This window comes from Neisseria musculi (assembly GCF_014297595.2).
Lineage (GTDB): Bacteria > Pseudomonadota > Gammaproteobacteria > Burkholderiales > Neisseriaceae > Neisseria > Neisseria musculi.
In genome coordinates, this window is the sequence record NZ_CP060414.2 from 125,456 (window position 1) to 146,229 (window position 20,774).

Annotated in this window: 18 protein-coding genes, 2 tRNA genes and 5 pseudogenes; 10 read left to right on the forward strand and 15 right to left on the reverse strand. The window is 50.5% G+C overall.

Translation table 11 applies throughout. The features are described 5' to 3' along the window. Positions 1-470: 470 nt before the first annotated feature. The 4 genes from H7A79_RS00550 to nadE form a co-directional block, all read right to left on the reverse strand. Positions 471-560, reverse strand: a tRNA-Ser gene (locus H7A79_RS00550). 23 nt (positions 561-583) lie between these two features. Next, positions 584-673 (reverse strand) — tRNA-Ser (locus tag H7A79_RS00555). An 81-nt stretch (positions 674-754) separates the two neighbouring features. After that, a complete protein-coding gene (gene yaaA, locus H7A79_RS00560; RefSeq protein WP_187001579.1) occupies positions 755-1,534 on the reverse strand; it encodes a peroxide stress protein YaaA in 780 nt (259 codons plus the stop codon). A gap of 161 nt (positions 1,535-1,695) precedes the next feature. Further along, positions 1,696-2,493, reverse strand: a complete 798-nt coding sequence (nadE, locus tag H7A79_RS00565; protein ID WP_187000740.1) for an NAD(+) synthase — start codon at positions 2,491-2,493, stop codon at positions 1,696-1,698. Positions 2,494-2,818: 325 nt separating this feature from the next. On the opposite strand from nadE, the gene H7A79_RS00570 reads away from it, so the two are divergent. From H7A79_RS00570 to H7A79_RS00580, 3 genes are all read left to right on the forward strand, one after another. After that, complete coding sequence (locus tag H7A79_RS00570; protein WP_135037050.1) at positions 2,819-3,367, forward strand: YqgE/AlgH family protein; 549 nt, start codon at positions 2,819-2,821, stop codon at positions 3,365-3,367. Further along, the gene (ruvX, locus tag H7A79_RS00575; protein ID WP_135037053.1) at positions 3,360-3,848 is read left to right on the forward strand and encodes a Holliday junction resolvase RuvX; all 489 of its coding nucleotides are present in this window, start codon (positions 3,360-3,362) and stop codon (positions 3,846-3,848) included. The genes H7A79_RS00570 and ruvX overlap by 8 nt, the downstream gene beginning before the upstream one ends. Before the next feature lie 206 nt (positions 3,849-4,054). Next, the gene (locus H7A79_RS00580) at positions 4,055-4,705 is read left to right on the forward strand and encodes an IS1595 family transposase (RefSeq protein ID WP_187000741.1); all 651 of its coding nucleotides are present in this window, start codon (positions 4,055-4,057) and stop codon (positions 4,703-4,705) included. 90 nt (positions 4,706-4,795) lie between these two features. Here the strand turns inward: H7A79_RS00580 and glyA are convergent, their stop codons facing one another. From glyA to H7A79_RS00615, 7 genes and pseudogenes are all read right to left on the reverse strand, one after another. Continuing rightward, entirely contained in the window at positions 4,796-6,046 is a 1,251-nt protein-coding gene (glyA, locus tag H7A79_RS00585) for a serine hydroxymethyltransferase (protein ID WP_187000742.1), read from the reverse strand. Between the two features lie 350 nt (positions 6,047-6,396). Then, a pseudogene (locus H7A79_RS00590) lies at positions 6,397-7,041 on the reverse strand (IS1595 family transposase). Between the two features lie 600 nt (positions 7,042-7,641). Then, positions 7,642-8,591 (reverse strand): annotated as a pseudogene (locus H7A79_RS00595) (IS110 family RNA-guided transposase). A 239-nt stretch (positions 8,592-8,830) separates the two neighbouring features. Continuing rightward, positions 8,831-9,196 (reverse strand): hypothetical protein, encoded by a 366-nt coding sequence (locus H7A79_RS00600; RefSeq protein WP_187001756.1) that lies wholly within the window; start codon positions 9,194-9,196, stop codon positions 8,831-8,833. A gap of 9 nt (positions 9,197-9,205) precedes the next feature. Continuing rightward, a complete protein-coding gene (locus tag H7A79_RS00605; RefSeq protein WP_187000500.1) occupies positions 9,206-9,430 on the reverse strand; it encodes a hypothetical protein in 225 nt (74 codons plus the stop codon). Positions 9,431-9,582: 152 nt separating this feature from the next. Then, entirely contained in the window at positions 9,583-9,711 is a 129-nt protein-coding gene (locus tag H7A79_RS00610; protein WP_281384923.1) for a hypothetical protein, read from the reverse strand. Positions 9,712-9,724: 13 nt separating this feature from the next. Further along, positions 9,725-10,666 (reverse strand): rolling circle replication-associated protein, encoded by a 942-nt coding sequence (locus H7A79_RS00615; protein WP_187001580.1) that lies wholly within the window; start codon positions 10,664-10,666, stop codon positions 9,725-9,727. Between the two features lie 879 nt (positions 10,667-11,545). On the opposite strand from H7A79_RS00615, the pseudogene H7A79_RS15130 reads away from it, so the two are divergent. From H7A79_RS15130 to H7A79_RS00645, 7 genes and pseudogenes are all read left to right on the forward strand, one after another. Further along, positions 11,546-11,714: pseudogene (locus tag H7A79_RS15130) on the forward strand (IS3 family transposase); the annotation flags it as partial. Then, complete coding sequence (locus H7A79_RS15135) at positions 11,690-11,812, forward strand: hypothetical protein (RefSeq protein ID WP_434968549.1); 123 nt, start codon at positions 11,690-11,692, stop codon at positions 11,810-11,812. The pseudogene H7A79_RS15130 and the gene H7A79_RS15135, both read left to right, overlap by 25 nt. 316 nt (positions 11,813-12,128) lie before the next feature. Further along, a complete protein-coding gene (gene frdA, locus H7A79_RS00625) occupies positions 12,129-13,901 on the forward strand; it encodes a fumarate reductase (quinol) flavoprotein subunit (RefSeq protein ID WP_135037087.1) in 1,773 nt (590 codons plus the stop codon). Then, the gene (locus H7A79_RS00630; RefSeq protein WP_135037090.1) at positions 13,898-14,641 is read left to right on the forward strand and encodes a succinate dehydrogenase/fumarate reductase iron-sulfur subunit; all 744 of its coding nucleotides are present in this window, start codon (positions 13,898-13,900) and stop codon (positions 14,639-14,641) included. The genes frdA and H7A79_RS00630 overlap by 4 nt, the downstream gene beginning before the upstream one ends. Position 14,642: 1 nt before the next feature. Then, a complete protein-coding gene (locus tag H7A79_RS00635; protein WP_135037093.1) occupies positions 14,643-15,035 on the forward strand; it encodes a fumarate reductase subunit C in 393 nt (130 codons plus the stop codon). Between the two features lie 16 nt (positions 15,036-15,051). Next, positions 15,052-15,399, forward strand: coding sequence for a fumarate reductase subunit FrdD (gene frdD, locus H7A79_RS00640; RefSeq protein ID WP_187000743.1), 348 nt, complete (start codon positions 15,052-15,054; stop codon positions 15,397-15,399). 192 nt (positions 15,400-15,591) lie between these two features. After that, positions 15,592-16,225 (forward strand): annotated as a pseudogene (locus tag H7A79_RS00645) (IS1595 family transposase). 17 nt (positions 16,226-16,242) lie between these two features. On the opposite strand, the gene H7A79_RS00650 reads toward H7A79_RS00645, so the two are convergent. The 4 genes and pseudogenes from H7A79_RS00650 to nirK form a co-directional block, all read right to left on the reverse strand. After that, positions 16,243-17,181, reverse strand: coding sequence for an NAD(+) kinase (locus tag H7A79_RS00650; RefSeq protein WP_135037099.1), 939 nt, complete (start codon positions 17,179-17,181; stop codon positions 16,243-16,245). Positions 17,182-18,369: 1,188 nt separating this feature from the next. Beyond that, on the reverse strand, positions 18,370-19,119 hold the full coding sequence (locus tag H7A79_RS00655) for a formylglycine-generating enzyme family protein (protein WP_187000744.1): 750 nt from the start codon (positions 19,117-19,119) through the stop codon (positions 18,370-18,372). Positions 19,120-19,244: 125 nt separating this feature from the next. Then, the gene (locus H7A79_RS00660) at positions 19,245-19,526 is read right to left on the reverse strand and encodes a c-type cytochrome (RefSeq protein ID WP_228068240.1); all 282 of its coding nucleotides are present in this window, start codon (positions 19,524-19,526) and stop codon (positions 19,245-19,247) included. Between the two features lie 117 nt (positions 19,527-19,643). Continuing rightward, positions 19,644-20,729, reverse strand: a pseudogene (nirK, locus tag H7A79_RS00665) (copper-containing nitrite reductase); the annotation flags it as partial. Positions 20,730-20,774: the final 45 nt, after the last annotated feature.

The window sequence follows — 20,774 nt, forward strand, 5'->3', positions numbered from 1 at the left end:
GGTGCCGTGTCGGCAATATGCAGAGAAAGGTCTGAAACCTAAATCCAAAAAATCCGATGAAGCAACAGTTTGAGCCGGTGCAAGCCGGCCGTCTGAAAATCAGCCGGGGCTGCTGAAAGGCGGGCTTGGCTTAAAGCAGGAGCGGCTGTGATAAAAAGCCGGCAGTTTGATCGGATTCGGATTGTCGGAAAAAGCAGGGTTGTTTACACTTTTTATGCCTAAGGGCTTTTATTATTGCTGCTGAAATAATGGTGTGGAGCAGGCCGGCGGTGCGCTGTGGTAAGCCTCCCTGCTTGCAAAGGGGGAGGGGCGCGGGTTTGTTGGAGGGCTGTCTGAATAGGATTAAGTTAGAATGAAAAGGGCTGAATCCTGTTTGATATAGGATTCAGCTCTTTGAAGTTAAAGCCGCTTGATTGATGGTTAAACTGTTTAAGTTGGGGCAGGCTGAAATCGGGCGGGTTGTTTTTATTTGGCGGAGGCGGTGAGATTCGAACTCACGGAGGGCGCAAACCCTCGACGGTTTTCAAGACCGCTGCATTAAACCGCTCTGCCACACCTCCGGTTTTGTGCTGGATTTCAAGATTGGCGGAAGCGGTGAGATTCGAACTCACGGAGGGCGCAAACCCTCGACGGTTTTCAAGACCGCTGCATTAAACCGCTCTGCCACGCTTCCGTTTCTTGAAGGCGGAAATGTTATCGCAAAATAGTGCGCCTGCCAAGCATTTTGCGCCGCCAGGGCATTAGTTTTTTGTTTTTATTTGTATTGTTCCTTCCTTAAAAATATCCATTCGTTTTCGCCGGACGCGGCAGCGTTAAACGCATAGCCTTCATAGTCGAAATTTTTCAATGCTTCCGGTTCGGTGATGCGGTGTTTGGCGGCATAGCGCACCATCAGGCCGCGGGCGCGCTTGGCATAAAAGCTGATGATTTTGTATTGCCCGTTTTTTTCGTCTTTAAACACGGGGGTAATCAGGCGGGCATTGAGTTTGGCAGTATCGACTGCTTTGAAGTATTCCTGCGAGGCCAGATTAACCAGTGTGTTGCCGCCGCTTTCCTCCAGCGTTTGGTTGAGCAGTCCGGTGATGCGCCCGCCCCAGAATTCGTAAAGGTTTTTGCCGCGTGAGTTGGCAAACGGCGTACCCATTTCCAAACGGTAGGGCTGCATCAGATCAAGCGGGCGCAGCAGGCCGTAGAGACCGGAGAGCAGGCGTACACGGCTTTGAAGATAGGCAACGGATTGGTTGTCAAGCGAGGATGCGTCCAGGCCTTCATACACATCGCCGTTAAACATATACACGGCCTGCTTGGCGTTTTGGGGGGTAAAGGGTGTGTGCCAAGCGGCGTTGCGCTCGGCGTTGAGCAGGGCGATTTTGTCGGAAACATGCATCAGTTCGGTGATTTGCTGCGGCGCAAGCAGGCACACTTCGGCCATCAGTTTCCCGGCTTCGGCAAGCAGTGCGGGCTGTGTGTATTCGGTAACCGGGGCGGGGTCTTTTTCGTTGAGGTTTTTGGCGGGTGAGAGAACGAAAAGCATATCGGTGGGCTTTGGTGGTGGTTCAGACGGCCTTAACTTTAGTGGCGGCGCGGCGGTTTGGCAAGTTTTGCGGTGTTGCGATATTTTATGGCTGTGATTGTTTGAATGGAGGGCAGGCCGTCTGAAAACGGTTTTCGGACGGCCTGTTTGGGTGATGGGGGTTACGGTGCCAATAGCGCAGGGGGTATACCGCATACGGGAATCGGATTGATTTTGTGCTGCATGGCCTGATGCAGGCGGGTGTAGGTTTCCAGCACTTCGCGTTGGCGGCCGGTAAAGTCTTCGGGGGTGTTCCAGCCATATACGCCCATTGCCCATTCCAGCTCGGGATAGGTGGCGCCGATCTGCTGTTCGTCAGTACGGTCGGTGTCCCACAAACCATCGGTGGGCGGGGCGGATTGGATGGATTGCGACACATCGAGTGCGGCGGCCAGTTGGTAAACCTGGCTTTTGAGCAGGCCGGCTATCGGACTGATGTCCACGCCGCCGTCACCGTATTTGGTGAAAAAGCCTACGCCGAAATCTTCTATTTTGTTGCCGGTGCCGGTAACCAGCAGGCCGTTGATTTGGCCATAGTAATAAAGCGTTACCATGCGCAGGCGCGATCGGGCATTGGCCAAGGCGAGCTGCTTGGCGGGGTAGTCGGCTTCATCGACATCAACGGTGGCGGCGAAAGTGTCGAAAGCGGGGGTGAGGTTGATGCTCATGCCCTGCACGTTGTCGGGAAAGCGTTTTTTCAAATCTTCGATATGGGCTTGGGCGCGTCCGGACTGGTCGGCTTTCTGGCGGATGGGCATTTCGAGCAGCAGGGTGGGCAGGCCGGTGCGGGCGGTTAAAACGGATACCACGGCGGAATCCACTCCGCCCGACACGCCGACAACAAAGCCTTTGGCTCGGGCGGTGGCGGCGTAATCTTTGAGCCAGCCGACAATATGGTCGATTACGGCTTGGGTTTGCATAGGGTATCCTTTCAGCAAGAAACAGGTTTAACGGCAATAAATGTAATGTATCGTTATTTTAATCTTTGTTAAAGTAAAAATTATAATGAGTTTATGGTGTGCGGCCGGTATGGAAATAAAGCCACAGTCTGCCAGTATATTGAGACAGACGGATATTGTATAAGTTTCAGACGGCATGGTTAATGTTTATTTTTGTTAAGGTAAAAATAGGCCGGAGGCCGTCTGAAAAAAGCATAGGGGCAACTTGTTTTTACGCCTTGTAAAAACCATGCCAGCCCCCCATGTTGGGCTGCATCCGAATCATTATTCAGAAGAGTTTGGAATCATGAATTTAGCAGACCATTTTTTGGTGGCCATGCCTTCGTTGGACGACCCGTTTTTCGAGGGCAGCGTGGTTTATTTGTGCCAACACGGAGAAGAGGGCGCGTTGGGCATTGTGATCAACAAACCTTCCCCCGTTACCATGGATTTGATTTTTGCCGCTGCCGACAGCGCCATTCCCGAGCGTTTTCAAAACGAGTGGGTGATGATGGGCGGCCCCGTCCAAATCGACCGCGGTTATGTGGTACACACGCCGGTGGGCAACTGGCAGAGCAGCTTGACGGTTAACGGCAAGGTGGCACTGACCACTTCGCGCGACATCATCGAAAACCTGTCACGGCCGGGTGCAGTTGAAAAAGCCGTGGTCAGCATCGGTTATTCGAGCTGGGAGGCAGGCCAGCTTGAGCGGGAACTTTCAGAAAACGCGTGGCTTACCGTGCCGGCCGATACGCATATTTTGTTTGATCTGCCCTATGAAGAGCGTTATGGGGCGGCATTTGCCAAAATCGGCGTAAACCCCGGCATGATGATGAGCGGAGCCGGCCATGCTTGAAGCACCGCACGGCACCACATTGGCGTTCGATTTCGGCGAGGTGCGCATAGGCGTGGCCGAGGGTGATGCAGAGGTGGGCACGACGCATCCGATTGCAACGGTAACGGGCATCGGCAACGAAGCCAAGTTTGCCGCTATCGATAAACTGGTGCGCGAATGGCAGCCGAAGCAGTTTGTGGTGGGGCTGCCGGTTCACGCCGATGGCAGCGGACACCGTTTGACCTGCTTGAGCCGCAAGTTTGGCCGCCGTCTGCACGGGCGTTTCAAACTGCCTGTATATTGGGTGGACGAGCGGATGTCGTCGCTGTATGCCGAAAGCCTGCTGGCCGAAGCCCGGGTGTTCGGCAGAAAGCAGAAAGCCCTGCTTGACCAAGTGGCGGCACAGGCGATTTTGCAGGGCTTTTTCGAGGGCGGCGCGGCGGAATTTTTCAACGGCAGGGAAGGTGGGCAGACGGGGCAAACCATACATCAGGCCGTCTGAAACGGTTTCAGACGGCCTGATGTATGGTTTGTTCTGCCGTGTGATAAGCAGCCGTTGTGGTGCTAGTGAACCCACTTATTTTGATATAAGGCAGACAGTGCAGAGTGCGGCAAGATGTGGCAGAGCTGCTATAACGAAAAATAAAGTGGGTTGGCTGTATATTTAAAGGGGCTGACGTAGATTAGCGGTCATGACAGGCTGCTAAAATGAAGATAACAAACTGTAAATTAAGCAAAAAAGCACAGAAGACTACTCAGATATTTTGTGCCGGAAGTTACCGCCGTTCGGCTGCCGATGTCTTGGGTATCCGGCCCAACACCGCCATACTCTTTTACCGCAAAATCCGCCTCGTCATCAGCCGTCATTCGGCCTTGGAGGCCGATCAGGTTTTTGAAGGTTCCGTAAAGTCAGATGAGCGCTGCTCCGGCGGTAAGCGCAAAGGAAAACGCGGCACAGGAGCCGCAGGCAAAGTGGTGGTTTTCGGTATCCTCAAACATGGCGGCAAGGTTTATACCGTGGTCGTGGATAACGCCAAAAAAGAGAGTTTGTTGCCTGTTATTGCGAAGAAAATCATGCCGGACAGTGTGGTGTATACCGACAGTTTAAGCAGCGATGATGTCCCGGATGTCGGCGGTTTTCACCACCATAGGATTAACCACGGCAAGACATTTGCTCAGAGGCAAAACCACATCAACGGCATCGGGAATTTTTGGAATCAGGCCAAGCGTGTGCTGCGCAAATACAACGGAATCGACCGAAAGTCTTTTCCCCTATTCTTGAAAGAATGCGGGTTTCGTTTTAACTTTGGCACACCAAGTGAGCAGTTGAAAATCTTGCGGGATTGGTGTGGTATTTAGGGCTAAGCTACTTCAACCCCTATTTAAAAGATATTTAAAAGGCCGTCTGAAATTTTTTCAGACGGCCTTTGGCTGCACGCGTATCTTCAATCAAGATCCGTAAACAGGATTTTTTTCGCACAAAGCAGTCGCCGCTTTGGCCACGCGGTTTAATGTGGCTTCGTCTTCCGGGTTTTCCAGCACATCGGCCACCAGATTGGCCAGCTCGCGGGCATCGGCTTCGGTAAAGCCGCGGGTGGTGATGGCGGCGGTGCCGACTCGGATGCCCGAGGTAACAAACGGTTTTTCAGGGTCGTTGGGAATGGCGTTTTTGTTGATGGTGATATGTGCTTTGCCCAAGGCTTCTTCGGCGGCTTTGCCGGTGATGTTTTTCGGCCGCAGATCCACCAGGAAAACGTGGCTTTCGGTGCGGCCGGAAATAATGCGCAGGCCGCGTTTTACCAGCTCTTCGGCCATTGCCGCCGCATTGGTTTTCACCTGTTTGGCGTAGTTTTTGAACCCGGGCTCCAGCGCTTCTTTGAATGCCACGGCTTTGGCAGCAATCACGTGCATCAGCGGACCGCCTTGCAGACTGGGGAAAATTGCCGAGTTGAGGGCTTTTTCGTGGGTGTTGTCGCGACAAAGAATCACGCCGCCGCGCGGGCCGCGCAGGGTTTTGTGGGTGGTGGTGGTTACGAAGTCGGCAAAAGGCACAGGGTTGGGGTATTCGCCGCCCGCCACCAAGCCGGCGTAGTGCGCCATATCGACAAACAGATATGCCCCTGCTTTATCGGCGATTTCGCGGAACTTCGCCCAATCGATTTTCAGCGCGTAGGCCGATGCGCCGGCCACAATCATTTTCGGTTTGTGTTCCATCGCCAAGCGTTCCACTTCGGCATAATCGAGCACTTCGTTTTCGTCCAAACCGTAAGTAACCGCGTGATACAGTTTGCCGGAAATATTGACGCTTGCGCCGTGGGTGAGGTGCCCGCCGTGCGCCAGGCTCATGCCCAAAATGGTGTCGCCGGGTTTTAAAACCGCTGCGTAAACCGCTTGGTTTGCCTGCGATCCGGAATGCGGCTGTACATTGGCGTATTCGGCACCAAACAGTTTTTTTACACGGTCGATAGCCAGCTGTTCGGCGATATCGACATATTCGCAGCCGCCGTAATAGCGCTTGGCTGGATAGCCTTCGGCGTATTTGTTGGTGAGCTGGCTGCCTTGCGCTTCCATTACAGCGCAGCTCACATAGTTTTCAGAGGCGATCAGTTCGATGTGGTCTTGCTGGCGCCGCACTTCTTGCGCGATGGCCGCAGCCAGCTCGGGATCGTATTTTTCAACGGTTATGCTTTTGGAAAACATGATGCAGAATCCTCGGGACAAGGTTGTGGAAGAGAGGAAAATTTCTAGTTATTGTAACCGAATTCATTTGGACAACGCATGAAAAATCCAACTTTATGGGGAAACCTTGTTTATGAAGCGATTATTAGTATTTTATTTAACCTTCTAAGCCCTTGTGTATTAATTGGTAACTATTTTCGCAACTTGTTGCTCTGTAGTTCTGCTTAAAGTAAGAAGTATAATAAAGATTGCTCTTTGAACTGCACACCAAAGTTAGACACTATCCTAACTTATTAGGTGTAGTTTTCTATGGCAAAATATTCAAACGAATTTAAATTAAAAGGGCTCTAGACTGGCAGCTTTATATAAATTTACTTTAAAAGCCCCCAAAGTTCGTGACTCAGTTCATCAGAGTTTCGGTTCCATCGCCATCCGCATTCCTTCAGGTGCAAATCAAAGTTTTTGGTTACGCCGTTGAATTTGGCGGGCCTTCGTTTGGTAAAACTCCGGAAGCTTTCAATACCATTGATGCGCCCGGTACCATCCGCAAACTCATTTTGTCCGTGATTAACGCGCAAATGTTTAGAGTAGCCCGCATCGACCAGGCCGCTGTAACCGCGCCGGCTATCAGAATAAACAACACCCTCCAGAGAGACCTTTCCCAATATAACAGCTTGAAGTGTTTGCTTTTTACAATCAGAAACGATTTCGGTATAAACCCTGCCGTCTCTTTCGAAAATACCAAAGACGGGTTGTTTAAGCGTTCCTCTGCCACGCTTTGACTTGCCATGGAAACCGCGCTACAAATAGCTTTCATCAACCTCCATGCTGCCGTAACAGGTCTTTTTGCCTGCTTTGGCAGCGGTATATTTCGTGCCTGAACATGCGATACCGGTGGTTGATGGTATTGCGGTTGAAGCCTGTCGGCAAAGCGGTTTTTGAGGCTTCTATACCGACACAAAAATGCTTGATAATTTTTTGAGCTGATGGTCACTTAACTTGGTGTTATATTTCATTTTTCCAGGCTAACAGAGCTATTCTGCTAGTCTAGAGCCTTAAAAGTAGTGAAATACTATTTGCAGGGACACGGCGAAAAACATACGGCCAAAGTCTTTTGTTTAGGCCATGCTGCCGGGCAGACACAGGCCGTCTGAAGGCGGTGTCGGGCCGGGGCGGCGGTACGGCGGTGCCAATGCCGTCCATCGTCCGTTCGAAAGAGGCCGGCAACGTTGCGCCGCTATCCTGCAACGCCGTTTCAAGGCGGAAAAGCCAAATGGGAAACGGGTAAGGGCTGCCACGGAGCTCAATAATGCGGGAGAAAAGTTGTATCTTTCTCCGCTGATGGATTGGTTCAACAAGGCAATCATCGGTTGCCGGATTCGATGCCGGTGGGGAAAAGCGCAACTGTTGCCGCTGACGGACTGGTTTAACGGAGAAATCATCGGTTGCTGAATCCTACAACCCGGCGTTGTCGATTCGGTCGGGAAAATATTGAAAGAAGCATTTAAGCAATCAAGATAGTGTGTGAAAGTGTCAATGCCGTTGATGTATTCTTTCGGCAACAACCAAGCCGTGCCCTGCTTTTGCGGGGCATTTTTCTGTTTGGTATTGTTAATTTATGCTGTTAATCCGTAACGGGTTTTGTCGTATTCCGTTTGGTTTTTCAAAATGTGGAAAGCGATAGTCAAGAGCTTTCTCATAATTGCAACAATGATGAGTTTCGGCGGTTTTTTCCCGGCTTTCAGACGGCCGATAAAGGCGGGAAAGGCGTTCATGCGGTAGGCGGCCAATGCGGGCATGTATAGGGCTGCCCTTAAGTCGGACTTGCCTACCTTTGAAATCCGTTCTTTGCCGTTTACGCTTGTTCCCGGCTGATGCCGTTTTGGACCCAAACCGAAATAGGCGGCCAGTTGGGCAGCGGTATCAAAGCGTGATGTTATGGTCGAGAGCAAAACGGCGGCGGTGTTTTCGCCTATGCCTGTGATGGTTTTCAGGCGTTGGCGGTTTTTGTCGTAATCGGGATTGGCTTTGTAAAAGCTCTGCAAGTCTTTTTTAAGCGTCTGCAAATAGCGGCTCAAGTAGTCTATCGTTGCCTTTATGTGCCGTTTCAAGTAATCGGGGGCTGTTTGATACTTGGTCAGTTCTGCCGCCCGTTGTTTTTTGATGCGAGCTATATAGCGGGTCAGTTCCTGAAGCTGTTTTTGTTCGGACGGCTGCGGCTGCCATGTTTCGGGGTTCATGGCCTTGCAGTAGCGGGCGATGAGTTTTGCGTCTTGTTTGTCGGTTTTGCTTCTTTGCAATACGGCGTTTGCGAAGCCTTTTATTTTTCTTGGGTTGTCCACGCTCATTTTGTAATGGCTGTTGAGATATTCGGCCGGCGGTCTATAGCAGGTTCCCGTTGCTTCGCAGCAGCAGTGCAGGCTTGGGTTGGCGTTATGGCCGTTTAGCATGCTTTCAGCTCGGCTTAACCTGTGGGGCTGTTTCCGAATCGGTGTTCGTAAAAAAAGCCGTCTGAAATCAGACGGCAGTCTATGGTTACTTTGCTCACGTCTATTCCCAAGTACATGGTGTTTTACCTTATCAATGCGGGCTTTGCGCCTTAGATAGTGTTCAAGCTTGATGATTGGGGTAAGCCCCCGCTTCAATCTTTGGGACATGTTTTGAACATCGGCCGTACTTGCGAAGTCGGGGGCTTTATGCCTTTATGGGGCGCTGCCCCAAACCCCGCAATTCCCGCAGTTTCTGCCGCTGATTGGGCGGCGGCTGAGGCAGATTTTCTCAATTCCACACCCAAATCGGATAAACTCAAACCGCTGCCGTTTTCAGACGGCAACGTACCGAGACCGCGCCCGATACCCTTGGCAACAGAAGAAATCGCACCACCCCCGGCAAATTATCCAATGTGGCTCCTGCCGTCATAACGGCATGATGCGCGGCACCCAAGTCATTACCTTGTTTAATCGAACTTCCCAATTGTTCAGAATAAATATCAACGGCCTTTGAAGCTGCACTGCCGACTGCACCCGCAATAATTGCGGCACAGGCCGTCTGAGTAATTTTTGACGGCACTTTTACCTGATTGCCGTATTTTGTCGGCACAACTTGGGTCATCACGGCGTTTGTTGCTTCTTCATGCGTTTGATGGCAGATTCGGCCTACCTGATAACCCATGACTGCACCTTAGCCTACAGAGTCTGCACCGCGTTTGCCGATGCGCACGAGCGCAAAGGCAATAGAGATGCCCACTACCACCGCGCCAATCGCCAAAACGCCTGCTTTCAAACCGCTGATTTCGGTTTTGATGGTTTCCAGCAGATTGGCATCATCGGCCAATGCAACGGCAGGCATGGCGGCCATTGTGGCAACGGCCAAGCCTTTGTACATTTTGTCTTTCAGGTTTTTCATGATTTTTTCCTTTCAAAGTTTAGTAAGTAAAAACAGGTTGGCAGTGTTTAAAGGGTCAATTCAAGGCACACCGCCCAGGCCCTGAATCTTTGTTCAGCTTTCGTCAGAGTAGTAAACGTGGTCTTTAAAAGCACACGGGAATACGCGCACGGTCAAGAGTTGGTTTTGCTGTAACTGCCGTCATCGTTTTTGCGCTCTCTCACCATCATGCGGTGGTCAAAGGCGGCGGTCATGTAAATGCCTTGAACGGGCGGCTGCGGGGTTGGGGTTTTGTTGCTCATGGCTTTTCCTTTCTTAAGGCCGCTTTCCGATAATTCCGCGGTTCAAAAATGCCCATTTGGGGCTGATGGTTTCACTTAAAACGATGTTGTAATTCTCTTCGGTTATATCGGGTATCACCAATCCCCTGACTTCAACGGCATATCTTTTGAGATACGGCCCAACGGCCACACCCCGGTTTTGCAGCTTGCGCCGCCATCGGGCCGAACCGGCAGAGCGGAACGAAAAGTTTGATGTGGCAATCTTCCAAAGGCTTTTTTTGTCAATGGTGGTGCGGATAAGCCTATAGCCCTTGTCTTCGGGAAAACGACTGTCAATATGCTTGGCAATGTACTTGGCGACATAATGCGACAAACCCTTGCTGTTGGTTTTGACCGGCAGCAGTTCGGCGCGGCCGAAACCGTATCTGCCCACGTTTTCGCGTATCCGCTTCCAAAGCCGGCGCAATGCGGGGTTGGCACTTTGGTAGCCACGGGCGGCGGCAAAGTTCAGCCCTCGCCGTATATCTTCACGGGTGTTTACGATTAGGTGGAAGTGAATACGGCCTTTCTTGGTGCGCCCATACACGCAGATGCAGTGTTTGAAATGTTTACTCAGAAAGTTTGTGCGCAGACTGTGAAAGCGGCGGCCGGCTTCTTTTACGTCCTGCACGTCATCGGCAAAGGTTAGAGTTAAAAAGCCGACATGGTTTAGGCCAAATGTTTGTATGAATTGGTGTACGTTTAATTCCAACGCGGTTGCAGATTTCTTGTGCGAAGTCGAAAACACATTCAGTTTTGCGCTCTCTTTTGCCGCTTCGCTTTCAAACCTTTCATGAAATTTTGGCAATTGCTTGTTTTTACTGCCTTTCATGCCTGCAGCATGATTCCCGATGCAGTTGTTACTATTAAGACAAGAAAGCGCGCCGCGCTTCGCGCTTTGCGCCGCTACGGCGCATACATCACAGACGCAGCCCAAAACGCCCGAAAAAGCGGACGTTTGGCGGTACTGGCGGCATTCGGGGCAGCAGCGGGTACTCATGGACACACCCCCCGCTTCAATCCAAGATTGGCCGCCTAATTTGCAGGCCGGCAAAGCCAAATCGTGATGGATTTGGCCGGCAAACCCAAAACCATGCGGGCATGGGTTTGCAGGTTCGTTTTTTGTGAGCATGATTTTTCCGGCTTCGATTAGCTGCAGATTCCAACCGCCGCCGAAACGGGCGGGGTCGGGTTTGGTTCCGTACGTTCTGCACGCCATCTCAAAACCCCTATACGGCCTATGTGTTTTAAGCTGAAACATCATCGTATAAATACGCTGCTCCTGCTTAACAGCATCTTTCAGGCTTTTGGCCGTTCTGGTCGGAAGTTCGCTATAAATTCCATCTTTTCCGGTTTTCCGAACCGCCAGCCTGCCTTTGTCATAGGTAGCAACTTCGCACAAAGTCGGACGGTCGGAGTTACCAATACGCACATAAATATTTCTCATCTCACGAATCCTTAAATAATCAATAAATTAATAAAATTATTATAATTAAAACCCCGCTTTTGCCATCATAACAGTCAATCAGTTTCTTAACGGCCATACGCCCGAATGTGTCGGCTCCGGACAGGGTTTTATTAGGCGGGACAGGGTTTCGTATAGGAAAATTGACGGTTTGCAGGCAAAGCAATCATGGTTCGACTCACGGAATACGCGGACGGTGCAGGATTTGGGAAAACGTTCGGGTTCGGGCGTGATGGTACGGCAGGCTGATGACATTTGAGACCCCTTTCAAAAGTCGGTTGTTCCGATTTGTAAAGGAGTAGAATGTAAAAATACACCCCTTTTGTTGGGGTGCAATATATAAGGCCGTCTGAAAAACCGATACTGCATTCTGACCAAGGTTGGCAGTATCAGATGGATTTTTATCAAAAGCAGTTAAAAGACAAAGGATTAGTGCAGAGCATGTCCCGTAAGGAAAACTGTCTGGACAATGCGGCCGTGGAAAGCTTCTCCGGCATGTTAAAGTCGGAATGTTTCCATACGCGCAAATACGCTTCCGCTGCCGAACCGGAAGCGGCTTTGCGCGAATCTATCCGTTACTGCAATCATAATGGGGTTAATTGGAATGAAAAGGATTGAGTTCTGTGCCATACAGGATTCAGGCTTTGGGAGTCGATTGATTAAGCTGTTCGGTTTTTTAGGGGGTGGTTCAGATTTTTTTATTTTAGTCTACTTAATAAATTACTTCGGTAATCGGGATTTTATTTGAGAGAGTAGTGTAAGTTTTGCAAAGGCTACAGGCCGTCTGAAATCCTAAAAGTTTTCAGACGGTTTTTTTACGTTTGCCAAACAGTAAGATTCGGCTAAATTTGCCTTTTATCAAAAGACGCTTATTAAATTTATTTACAATGTTGTTTAATAACATAACCGACTACCAACAAAAAAGGCAGGCAATATGGACATCATTCAAACCGATGTGGCAATTGTGGGTGCAGGTGGTGCGGGCTTGAGAGCGGCAATTGAAATCGCACGCGCCGCGCCCGATAAAACCGTACACTTGATTTCCAAGGTTTATCCTATGCGCAGCCACACCGTAGCAGCAGAAGGCGGTTCGGCCGGCGTGGTGCGTGACGATGATTCGCTCGAAAACCATTTCAACGACACCGTTTCGGGCGGCGACTGGTTGTGCGAGCAGGATGTGGTGCAGTATTTTGTGGAACACGCCACTGAAGAGATGGTTCAGATGGAACACTGGGGTTGCCCGTGGTCGCGCCTGCCTGACGGACGTGCCAATGTCCGCCGTTTTGGCGGCATGAAGATTCCGCGAACTTGGTTTGCCGCCGACAAAACCGGTTTCCATATGCTGCACACCTTGTTTCAAACCTCGATGCAGTATCCCAATATCAAACGTTTGGACGAACATTTTGCGCTTGATTTGCTCATTGATAACGGCGGGTTAGCCGGTGTGTTGTGTTACGGCCTGCAAGAAGGCGTGGTACGCGCGGTGCAGGCCAAAAGCGTGATTATTGCCACCGGCGGTGCCGGGCGCGTGTTTGCCTTCAACACCAACGGCGGTATTGTAACCGGTGACGGCATGGCGATGGCCTACCGCCACGGTGTGCCGCTGCGCGATATGGAATTTGTGCAATACCACCCTACAGGCCTGCCCGGCTCAGGCATTCTGATGACCGAAGGCTGCCGTGGCGAAGGCGGTATTTTGGTTAATAAAGACGGCTACCGCTATTTGCAGGATTATGGTTTGGGGCCGGAAACGCCCATCGGCGAGCCGAAAAACAAATATATGGAGCTGGGGCCGCGCGACCGTTTGTCGCAGGCGTTTTACCATGAATGGAAGGCCGGCCGCACCATCAGCACGCCGCGCGGTGATGCGGTGCATTTGGATTTGCGCCATTTGGGTGAAGACTTTATCAATGAACGGCTGCCGTTTATCCGCTCGCTGGCGCAGAAATTCGTTGGTGTCGATCCTGTGTACGAGCCGATTCCGGTGCGTCCGACCGCGCACTACACTATGGGCGGCATCGAAACCGACCAGCGTTGCGAAACCCGTATCAAAGGGTTGTTTGCGGTGGGTGAATGCTCTTCGGTCGGCCTGCACGGTGCCAACCGTTTGGGTTCCAACTCGTTGGCCGAGTTATGCGTATTTGGCAAAGTGGCGGGTGAAGAGGCGCTGAAACATGCTCAAGCCGCCGGCAGCGGCTTGGACTGTGAAGCGTTTGCCGCGTTGGCCGAGCAGGCTTACCGGCCGTTTGCCGAATTGAAAAATCGTACGGACGGTACCGAGAAACCAGCCGACATCCGCCGCGAATTGGGTGCGATGATGGAGGCGGAAGTGGGCATCTACCGCAGTGCGGAAAATGGTGCGCGTGCCAAAGAAGCAATAGGCCGTCTGAAAGCGCGCTATCGGAATGTGCGTGTAACCGACCATTCGGATACCTACAACACTGATTGGCTCACTACCATTGAATTGGGTTATCTGTTGGATGTGGCCGAAGCGATGATTTATTCTGCCGATGCGCGCACCGAGTCGCGCGGCGCGCATCAGCGGTTGGACTTTCCCGAGCGTGATGATGAAAATTTCCTCAAACACACCCTGAGTTTCTATCGGGGGGAGCAAGAACCGCCGCAGATTGAATACAGCAGCGTGTTGATTACCAAATCGCAGCCCGCCAAACGGGTTTACGGTGCAGAAGGGGAGAAAAAATCATGAGCCAAATCATTAAACTGGAAGTGATGCGCTACCGCCCCGGTATTGACGAGAAACCGTGGCCGCAAGTGTTTGAAATCGAATGGACGCAGGATATGTCGATTTTGGACGCGCTCGCCCTGATTAAAGACGATTTCGAGCCGGAACTGGCCTACCGCTGGTCGTGCCGCATGGAGGTGTGCGGCTCGTGTGGCATGGTGGTCAATGGCGAACCCAAACTTGCCTGCTCGACTTTTGTGCGCGAATATGCTTCGGCGGGCAAAATCACTGTTGGCGCGCTTGATCAGTTTCCCATCGAAAAAGACCTGATTGTGGATGCTGATCCGTTTATCGAAAAGCTCGAATCGGTCAAACCCTATATCATCAATAAAAACCCGCGCGCGCTGGCCGATAAGGAATACCGCCAAACACCTGCCGAGCTGGCCAAGTTCAAACAATACACTATGTGTATCAACTGTATGCTGTGTTATCAGGCCTGCCCGCAGGTGGGGTTGAACGCCGATTTTCTCGGCCCGGCCGCTACCGCGTTGGCACACCGCTACAATCTCGACAACCGAGATACCGGCAAAACCGCCCGTTTTAAAGTAATGAACGGTGAAAACGGCATTTGGCCGTGTACCTTTGTTGGCTACTGCTCGGAAGTGTGTCCAAAACACGTTGATCCGGCCGGTGCCATCCAGCAGGCCAAAGCCGCCGCCGTGCCGTTTTGGGCGTTATCCAACCTGAAGAAAGAGGAGGCATAACATGAGCCGCAAACCTTATACCGCCAAACAGCCGGCTAACTGGTATATGCACAACCGCTTTTTCAAACTCTATATGTTGCGTGAGCTGACCAGCGTGCCGGTGGCTTTGGCTGCATTAAACCTGTTCTGCGGCTTGGCTTCCCTAGCAGGCAGCTTTGATGCTTGGGCAGGCTGGGTGGAGATGCAGAAAAACCCGCTGATGGTGCTGTTGAACCTGTTTGCCGTGGCTGCGGCCTGCTTCAACAGCAAAACTTGGTTTGAAGCCGTGCCAAAAGCAATGCCGATACAGAAAGGCGAAAAATTTGTTCCGGCTGCCGTATTGATTAAAGCCAGTTGGAGCGCATTCGCCGCAGTTTTTGTGGTGTTGGTGTTACTGGTTGCCGTATTGGCCTGACAAGAGGGATAAAATAATGAGTAACAAACACATGAAGCCTTTGTATTGGGGCATCTTTTCAGCAGGCGGTACCGTTGCAGCTCTGATTCTAGCCCCTGTTCTAGTAGTGATGTGCCTGCTGCTGCCGTCCGGCATATTGGGCAGCCCGGCTGATTTTTACGACAGCGTACACGGCTTTGTCGGCAATAAATTGGTATATTTGGTGTTGTGTGCCGTAGTATTTACCATTCTTTGGCACGGTGTGCACCGTTTCTACTACATTCTGCACGATATGCACGTTCATGTAGGTAACCGCACACGCCTGGGTTTTTATGCCTTTGCTGTACTGGTGTTTGTGTTTGCCTTATTGAAGGGTTGGTTTTGAGGCGTTTTGTATCTTTGTACGAGCAACGTATATAGTGAAAAACACAAAACAAGTGGCCAAACACTAGCAGTACGGTGGTACGAAGCCGATACTATTACTACTACGGTCACTCACAAAACCATTTTTTAAGTAAGGCTGGATTTCTTATCTTTTGAGACTTTGCTGGATTAGTAGTTATCCCAAACTGTAGAAATGCAGATAACCCATTGTAACTAAAAAGAGCAGTTAAAGATAACCCCTTCGGTTTTTTGTATGTGAAGTTACAGACCATTCTGCTGCAGATTTATTAGGAATCTATCCTCATTTCGCAACGCTGTTTTACTGCAAAATCCGCCTCATTATCAGTCATCGTTTGACTCTTAAGGCAGGTCCAGATTTTTGATGCTTCGTAGAGTTGGATGAGGGCTGCTTCGGTAGTAAACACAAAGGCAGACGTGCTCAGGCGGAGGCAACAACAAACGTGACAGTATCCGGATTCTCAACGCGGTACAAAGGTTTATACAGTAGTTGTCGAGGATGCTAAAAGAGAAACACTACTGCTTGTTATTACAAGAAAAATCATGCCTGACAGTATTGTCCGTACTGACTGTTTGGGTAGCAGTGATATGTTGGATATAAGTGGTTTTACCCATCACCGTATCCATCACGGCAGGTTGTTTTCAGACAAATAAAACCATATCAATAGTATCGAGAATTTCTAGAGTCCGGCAAAAGCGTGTTCTGAGAAAATACAATGGAATCAACCGTCAACCTTTTTCGTTATTCTTACAAAGAATACGGGTTTCGGTTTAACTTTGGTGTGCCATCCAAGCAGCTTAAAGTGTAGCACAGGTGACGTGAAATTTAGGGCTTAGTTAGTATAGTTCCTATCTTTTTTATTTGACGGTATGTTTCGACCAATTGCTCTCCCCAATGCAGCTTTTGGCGAAGGGTTTTGTAATATTGGTAATCTGTGGGGTGTAATACGCGCAAGGGGTGGCGGTAGCGGTGGATTTTGATGCGGTCAAAAGTATGGATGTCTATAAACGACTGCCCATCGAAATGGGTGCGCGCATCACCGCCTTTGGTTACTAGAATTTCAATTTCGCAAGTGTCGGCAACGGCAATCGGGCGGTTGGTCATGGATTGGGGGCAAATGGGCACTAAAGTAAATGCACGCAGACTGGCCTGCATAATCGGACCGCCGGCGGCAAGAGCATAGGCAGTGGAACCTGTGGGGGTGGAAACAATCAGGCCGTCTGAACGTTGTGTGTAAACAAATTCTTTATTGATAAACACTTCGAATTCAATCATTTGTCCGGCACCGCCGCGCGATAAAACTACGTCGTTTAGAGCCAGTGAAGCGGTAACGGTGCCACCTTCGCGTATCAGGGTGGTTTCGAGCAGAATGCGCTCTTCGGGTAGATATTTTCCCGAGAGCATACCGTTGAGTATCAGGGTCATATTTTCGCGCGGTACTTGTGTGAGAAACCCCAAATGCCCTTGATTGACGCCGATAACCGGTACCCGGAAAGGGGCAATAATGCGACCTACCGACAGAAATGTGCCATCGCCGCCCAGTACAATGACCAAATCACATTTTTTGCCGAAGTTGCCTTTGTCAAGAATATGGCAGCGTTTTGCATCTACGGCACAGACAGAACCATCGTGCAGAGCGGCCTCATCGAGATAAATGTCAAGTTTTTTTTCGTGTAGAAACTCCACCAGTGTATGCAGGGTTTCTTGAATTCGCGGCGTTTGAGGACGGGCAACAATGCCTATTTGTTTAAATTGGCTGATCATGGCACGATGTGGGATGAGTAAGAGTTTCAGAATTATAGCGGTTTTTATAGAGGTGCTGAAAGTGAGTGTAATTTCAGATGACCTTTTCTGAGTAAAGATTGTTATGATCTATATAACCGGTTCAAAGCGAATGATACCGTATCCTAACAGCCAAGCCTGCAAAGCAAACGAAGCAAATGAAAAGCCTATAAGATAAGCTCCATTCTCGGCCGATTCAATACATCAACATCTTTATCCGCCATCAACATGGCGCCCAAGCAGTTGCACAAACATCATCAAATCAAGCCTCGCCACAGCACTGTCTGGCACTACTAGTACCAACAGCAGCACACCATGGTAACGTCTCGGCAGCAGCCGGAAGCCTTATTGAGCAGTATGGAAGCACATGAGCCAGAGGAACACTCGAGCTTCTCGCGATTGTTGCACAAAACTCCGCAACGGTGGTTGGTGATCCGACACCATTGTCGGCAATGAGCGATGTAGAAAATCCTAATGTTGTTTACACTTTTTGTTTTTTTGCCTAAAGGCCCGTTTTGGGATTGTTGAGAGTTGTCAAAATACCCAAAAGCACAAGCTATATCGCTCTCTAAGAATGCACAGAAATCACGAAACTATCGTTTTAGCAAAAAACAAAAGCTGTTTCATATAAAAAGTGTGAACAACCCGGCTTTTTTCAACAGATAGGAAAGGAGCATTACCGACCTCGGCCGAACGGGTTGCTAGCAATACCGTTAGCGGCAAACTGAAGAGCTTCAAAGCTAAAGAGTCGCCCGCGCCTCATCATCGGAGACAGATAAAACCAGTGTGCCGTAGCTATGTATAACAGCAAAGAATTTTACTGTGCACCCAAACCGCCGAAGCATTGGTGGCGGAAGCCTATTTTACCGCCTCGGCTATTTGGGGGAGAAAAGGATCAATGAAGATGCCGGCGGATTTATCTGTCAATATTTCCCCAGACAAACGGTTTCGCACAATATCAACTACTGGGAGATACGCGGGGGTTCGGATGTGCTGGTTCACAGGAAAAGAAAAACAATTGGCTGTGAAACACCAAATGTTTTATTCTTAAACCGGCTCTAATCTATACTATCTGAGTATTAAAATTGAAATGAAAATCAGATATCCTTCAGATGCTTTGCAAAGCAGTTTTGTAATGATTTTGAATTTTGCCAAAGCTGCTGCTCTGTTTTACTTCGCGCAGCGGAATCCTAGGTTGTTGAGTACAAATTTAGCCTGCAGGCTGGTGCGTATGCCGTAGCGCATAAAGGCGGCGTAGTCGCTGGGGTCGGCGGAGCCTGCTGATGCGCCGCTGCAAAACATATTGCTGCCGGCAGCAGAAGCTGAGGTGAGCAGGCTGCTGTTGAAGTCTTCAGTCCACTCCCAAATCAGGCCGTGCATATCGTGAATGCCCCAGTAATTGGGTTTGTTTTGCCCGACATTGCGCAGGCCTTTGCGGTTGCCTTCGGCATACCAGTCGAGAATAGTGCGGTTGTAGCCCGGTTCGGCGGTGCCGTTGATGCGGGTTTGGGAGGCTTGGCCGGCAAACTCCCATTCATCGATGGTGGGCAGGCGTTTGCCTTGTGCGGCGCAGTAGGCGTGGGCAGCAAACCATGAAACATTGGTAACGGGTTTGTTTAAATCGTTTTCGGGCGGAGCGTGGCCGTTATTGTTTTTTACCCAGTGGCGCAGATAACCGGACTCGGCCTGTTTGCTGCTGGTTTTGTCGCGCTGCCATTGCGGGTGTTTTTGTATGAATGCGGCGAATTGGGCATTGGTAACGGGCAGGGTGTCGATTTGAAATGCTTTTACGCTGATCATGGGCGTTTCTTTTTTCAGATAGAGCGGTCGGTATCGGCCGCCGCTCACTTTGGCCATTTCGGCGGCGGCAGTGCCTGCGCTCAGCAGCAGAACAGCGGCAAACAGTGGTGCGGTATTCATGGCGGTTTGCTCCGTGATGTTTTTTCAGACGGCCTGGGGATAACAAGGCCGTCTGAAAGTATGGGATGAAACGTTATGGTTTCTTGCGGCAAAGGCCGTCTGAAGTTTTTCAGACGGCCTTTGATTTATTTGCCGCGCTCTTTGGCTACATCGGCTGCGTGAATCTGGCCGCCGCCGTTGTTGAAGCTGTTGAGTATGTAGGTCAGTACATTGGCGGTGTCTTCATCGTTTAGCGCAACAGCGGGCATTACGCTGTTGTATTCTTTGCCGTTAACGGTGATTTTTCCACTCAGGCCTTTGAGTATGGCGTGAATGCCGCGTTTGGGATCGGCTTTCAGATAGTCGGAGTTGGCAAGCGGGGGGAACGCGCCCTCCACGCCTTTGCCTTCTGCGCCGTGGCAGGCCATGCAGTTGGCGTTATACACGGCTTTGCCGAGCTTGATCTGATCTTCTTTGTTTGATGCCTTGCTGGGGCCTGCCTTCACTTTGGCTTCTTCTTCGGCAGTGAGCGGCACGGTTTGAATAGCACCGCCCTCTGACTGATAGATGGCGTCACTGAGTTTTCCTGAATAAATTTCTTTGTTTTCAGGTCCTTCTGCTTTCAATTGGCCGAGCGCGCCTTTGTTGAAGGCACGGAAGATGGAGTGGTCCACCAGTGTGTAGCTGCCGGGTACATCGAGTTTGAAATCGACAATTGCTGCCCCGCCCGCAGGTACGATTGTGGTTTGGATATTTTCGTTAATCAGCTTGCCGCCTTCCACATATACTTTATCGAAAATTTCACCGATAACGTGGAATGAGGATACCAAGTTGGGGCCGCCGTTGCCCACATAAATGCGCACACTTTCGCCTACTTTTGCTTTTAAGGCGTTGTCGCCGGCAATCGCGCCGACGTGGCCGTTGAATACTACATAATCCGGTTGCTCTTTAATGGCTTTTTCCATATCGAAAGGCTGCAGGCCGGCTTCGCCGTATTTGCCTTTGGTGTAGAAATCGCCCTGTACCACATAAAACTCTTTATCCACTTTGGGCAGGCCTTCTTTGGGTTCGACCAAAATCAAACCGTACATACCGTTGGCAATATGCATACCTACCGGCGCCGTGGCGCAGTGATAGATATACAGGCCGGGTTGCAGGGCTTTGAAACTAAAGGTAGAAGTATGCCCGGGAGCGGTAAAGGTGGCTTCTGCACCGCCGCCGGGGCCGGTTGCCGCGTGGAAATCAACATTGTGGGGTACTGTGGATGTGGGGTGGTTGGAAAACTGTACTTCAACCGTGTCCCCCTCGCGAACACGGATGAATTGTCCGGGCACATCACCGCCGAATGTCCAATATTTATAATCGACACCATCGGCCATCTGCATCACTTTTTCAATCACTTCCATTTTGACGACTACCTTGGCAGGATAATCCCGATCAACCGGCGGCGGCACGTTGGGTGCGGAAGTCAATACTGCCTCAATTACCGGCAGCTCGCCCTGAGAAGCTTGGGTTTCAGCTTTGGGCGAAGAAGCAGCTGAAGTTTCGGCAGGCTTTTCAGCCGGCGGCTGTCCGCAGGAGGCGAGAGCGAATAAAGGCGCTATCAGAGCAGCTAAGGTGTGGCGTTTCATGGTTAAGTTCCTTTTTGGAAAATGTCCGCTTTATGAAGCGGTTTT

Bases quoted from the DNA above. Each gene is read 5' to 3' on its own strand.
- yaaA (WP_187001579.1), bottom strand. From the start codon at position 1,534: ATGCTTTTCGTTCTCTCACCCGCCAAAAACCTCAACGAAAAAGACCCC.
- nadE (WP_187000740.1), bottom strand. From the start codon at position 2,493: ATGCAAACCCAAGCCGTAATCGACCATATTGTCGGCTGGCTCAAAGAT.
- H7A79_RS00570 (WP_135037050.1), top strand. From the start codon at position 2,819: ATGAATTTAGCAGACCATTTTTTGGTGGCCATGCCTTCGTTGGACGAC.
- ruvX (WP_135037053.1), top strand. From the start codon at position 3,360: ATGCTTGAAGCACCGCACGGCACCACATTGGCGTTCGATTTCGGCGAG.
- H7A79_RS00580 (WP_187000741.1), top strand. From the start codon at position 4,055: ATGAAGATAACAAACTGTAAATTAAGCAAAAAAGCACAGAAGACTACT.
- glyA (WP_187000742.1), bottom strand. From the start codon at position 6,046: ATGTTTTCCAAAAGCATAACCGTTGAAAAATACGATCCCGAGCTGGCT.
- H7A79_RS00600 (WP_187001756.1), bottom strand. From the start codon at position 9,196: ATGGGTTATCAGGTAGGCCGAATCTGCCATCAAACGCATGAAGAAGCA.
- H7A79_RS00605 (WP_187000500.1), bottom strand. From the start codon at position 9,430: ATGAAAAACCTGAAAGACAAAATGTACAAAGGCTTGGCCGTTGCCACA.
- H7A79_RS00610 (WP_281384923.1), bottom strand. From the start codon at position 9,711: ATGAGCAACAAAACCCCAACCCCGCAGCCGCCCGTTCAAGGCATTTAC.
- H7A79_RS15135 (WP_434968549.1), top strand. From the start codon at position 11,690: ATGTTAAAGTCGGAATGTTTCCATACGCGCAAATACGCTTCCGCTGCC.
- frdA (WP_135037087.1), top strand. From the start codon at position 12,129: ATGGACATCATTCAAACCGATGTGGCAATTGTGGGTGCAGGTGGTGCG.
- H7A79_RS00630 (WP_135037090.1), top strand. From the start codon at position 13,898: ATGAGCCAAATCATTAAACTGGAAGTGATGCGCTACCGCCCCGGTATT.
- H7A79_RS00635 (WP_135037093.1), top strand. From the start codon at position 14,643: ATGAGCCGCAAACCTTATACCGCCAAACAGCCGGCTAACTGGTATATG.
- frdD (WP_187000743.1), top strand. From the start codon at position 15,052: ATGAGTAACAAACACATGAAGCCTTTGTATTGGGGCATCTTTTCAGCA.
- H7A79_RS00650 (WP_135037099.1), bottom strand. From the start codon at position 17,181: ATGATCAGCCAATTTAAACAAATAGGCATTGTTGCCCGTCCTCAAACG.
- H7A79_RS00655 (WP_187000744.1), bottom strand. From the start codon at position 19,119: ATGAATACCGCACCACTGTTTGCCGCTGTTCTGCTGCTGAGCGCAGGC.
- H7A79_RS00660 (WP_228068240.1), bottom strand. From the start codon at position 19,526: ATGGCCTGCCACGGCGCAGAAGGCAAAGGCGTGGAGGGCGCGTTCCCC.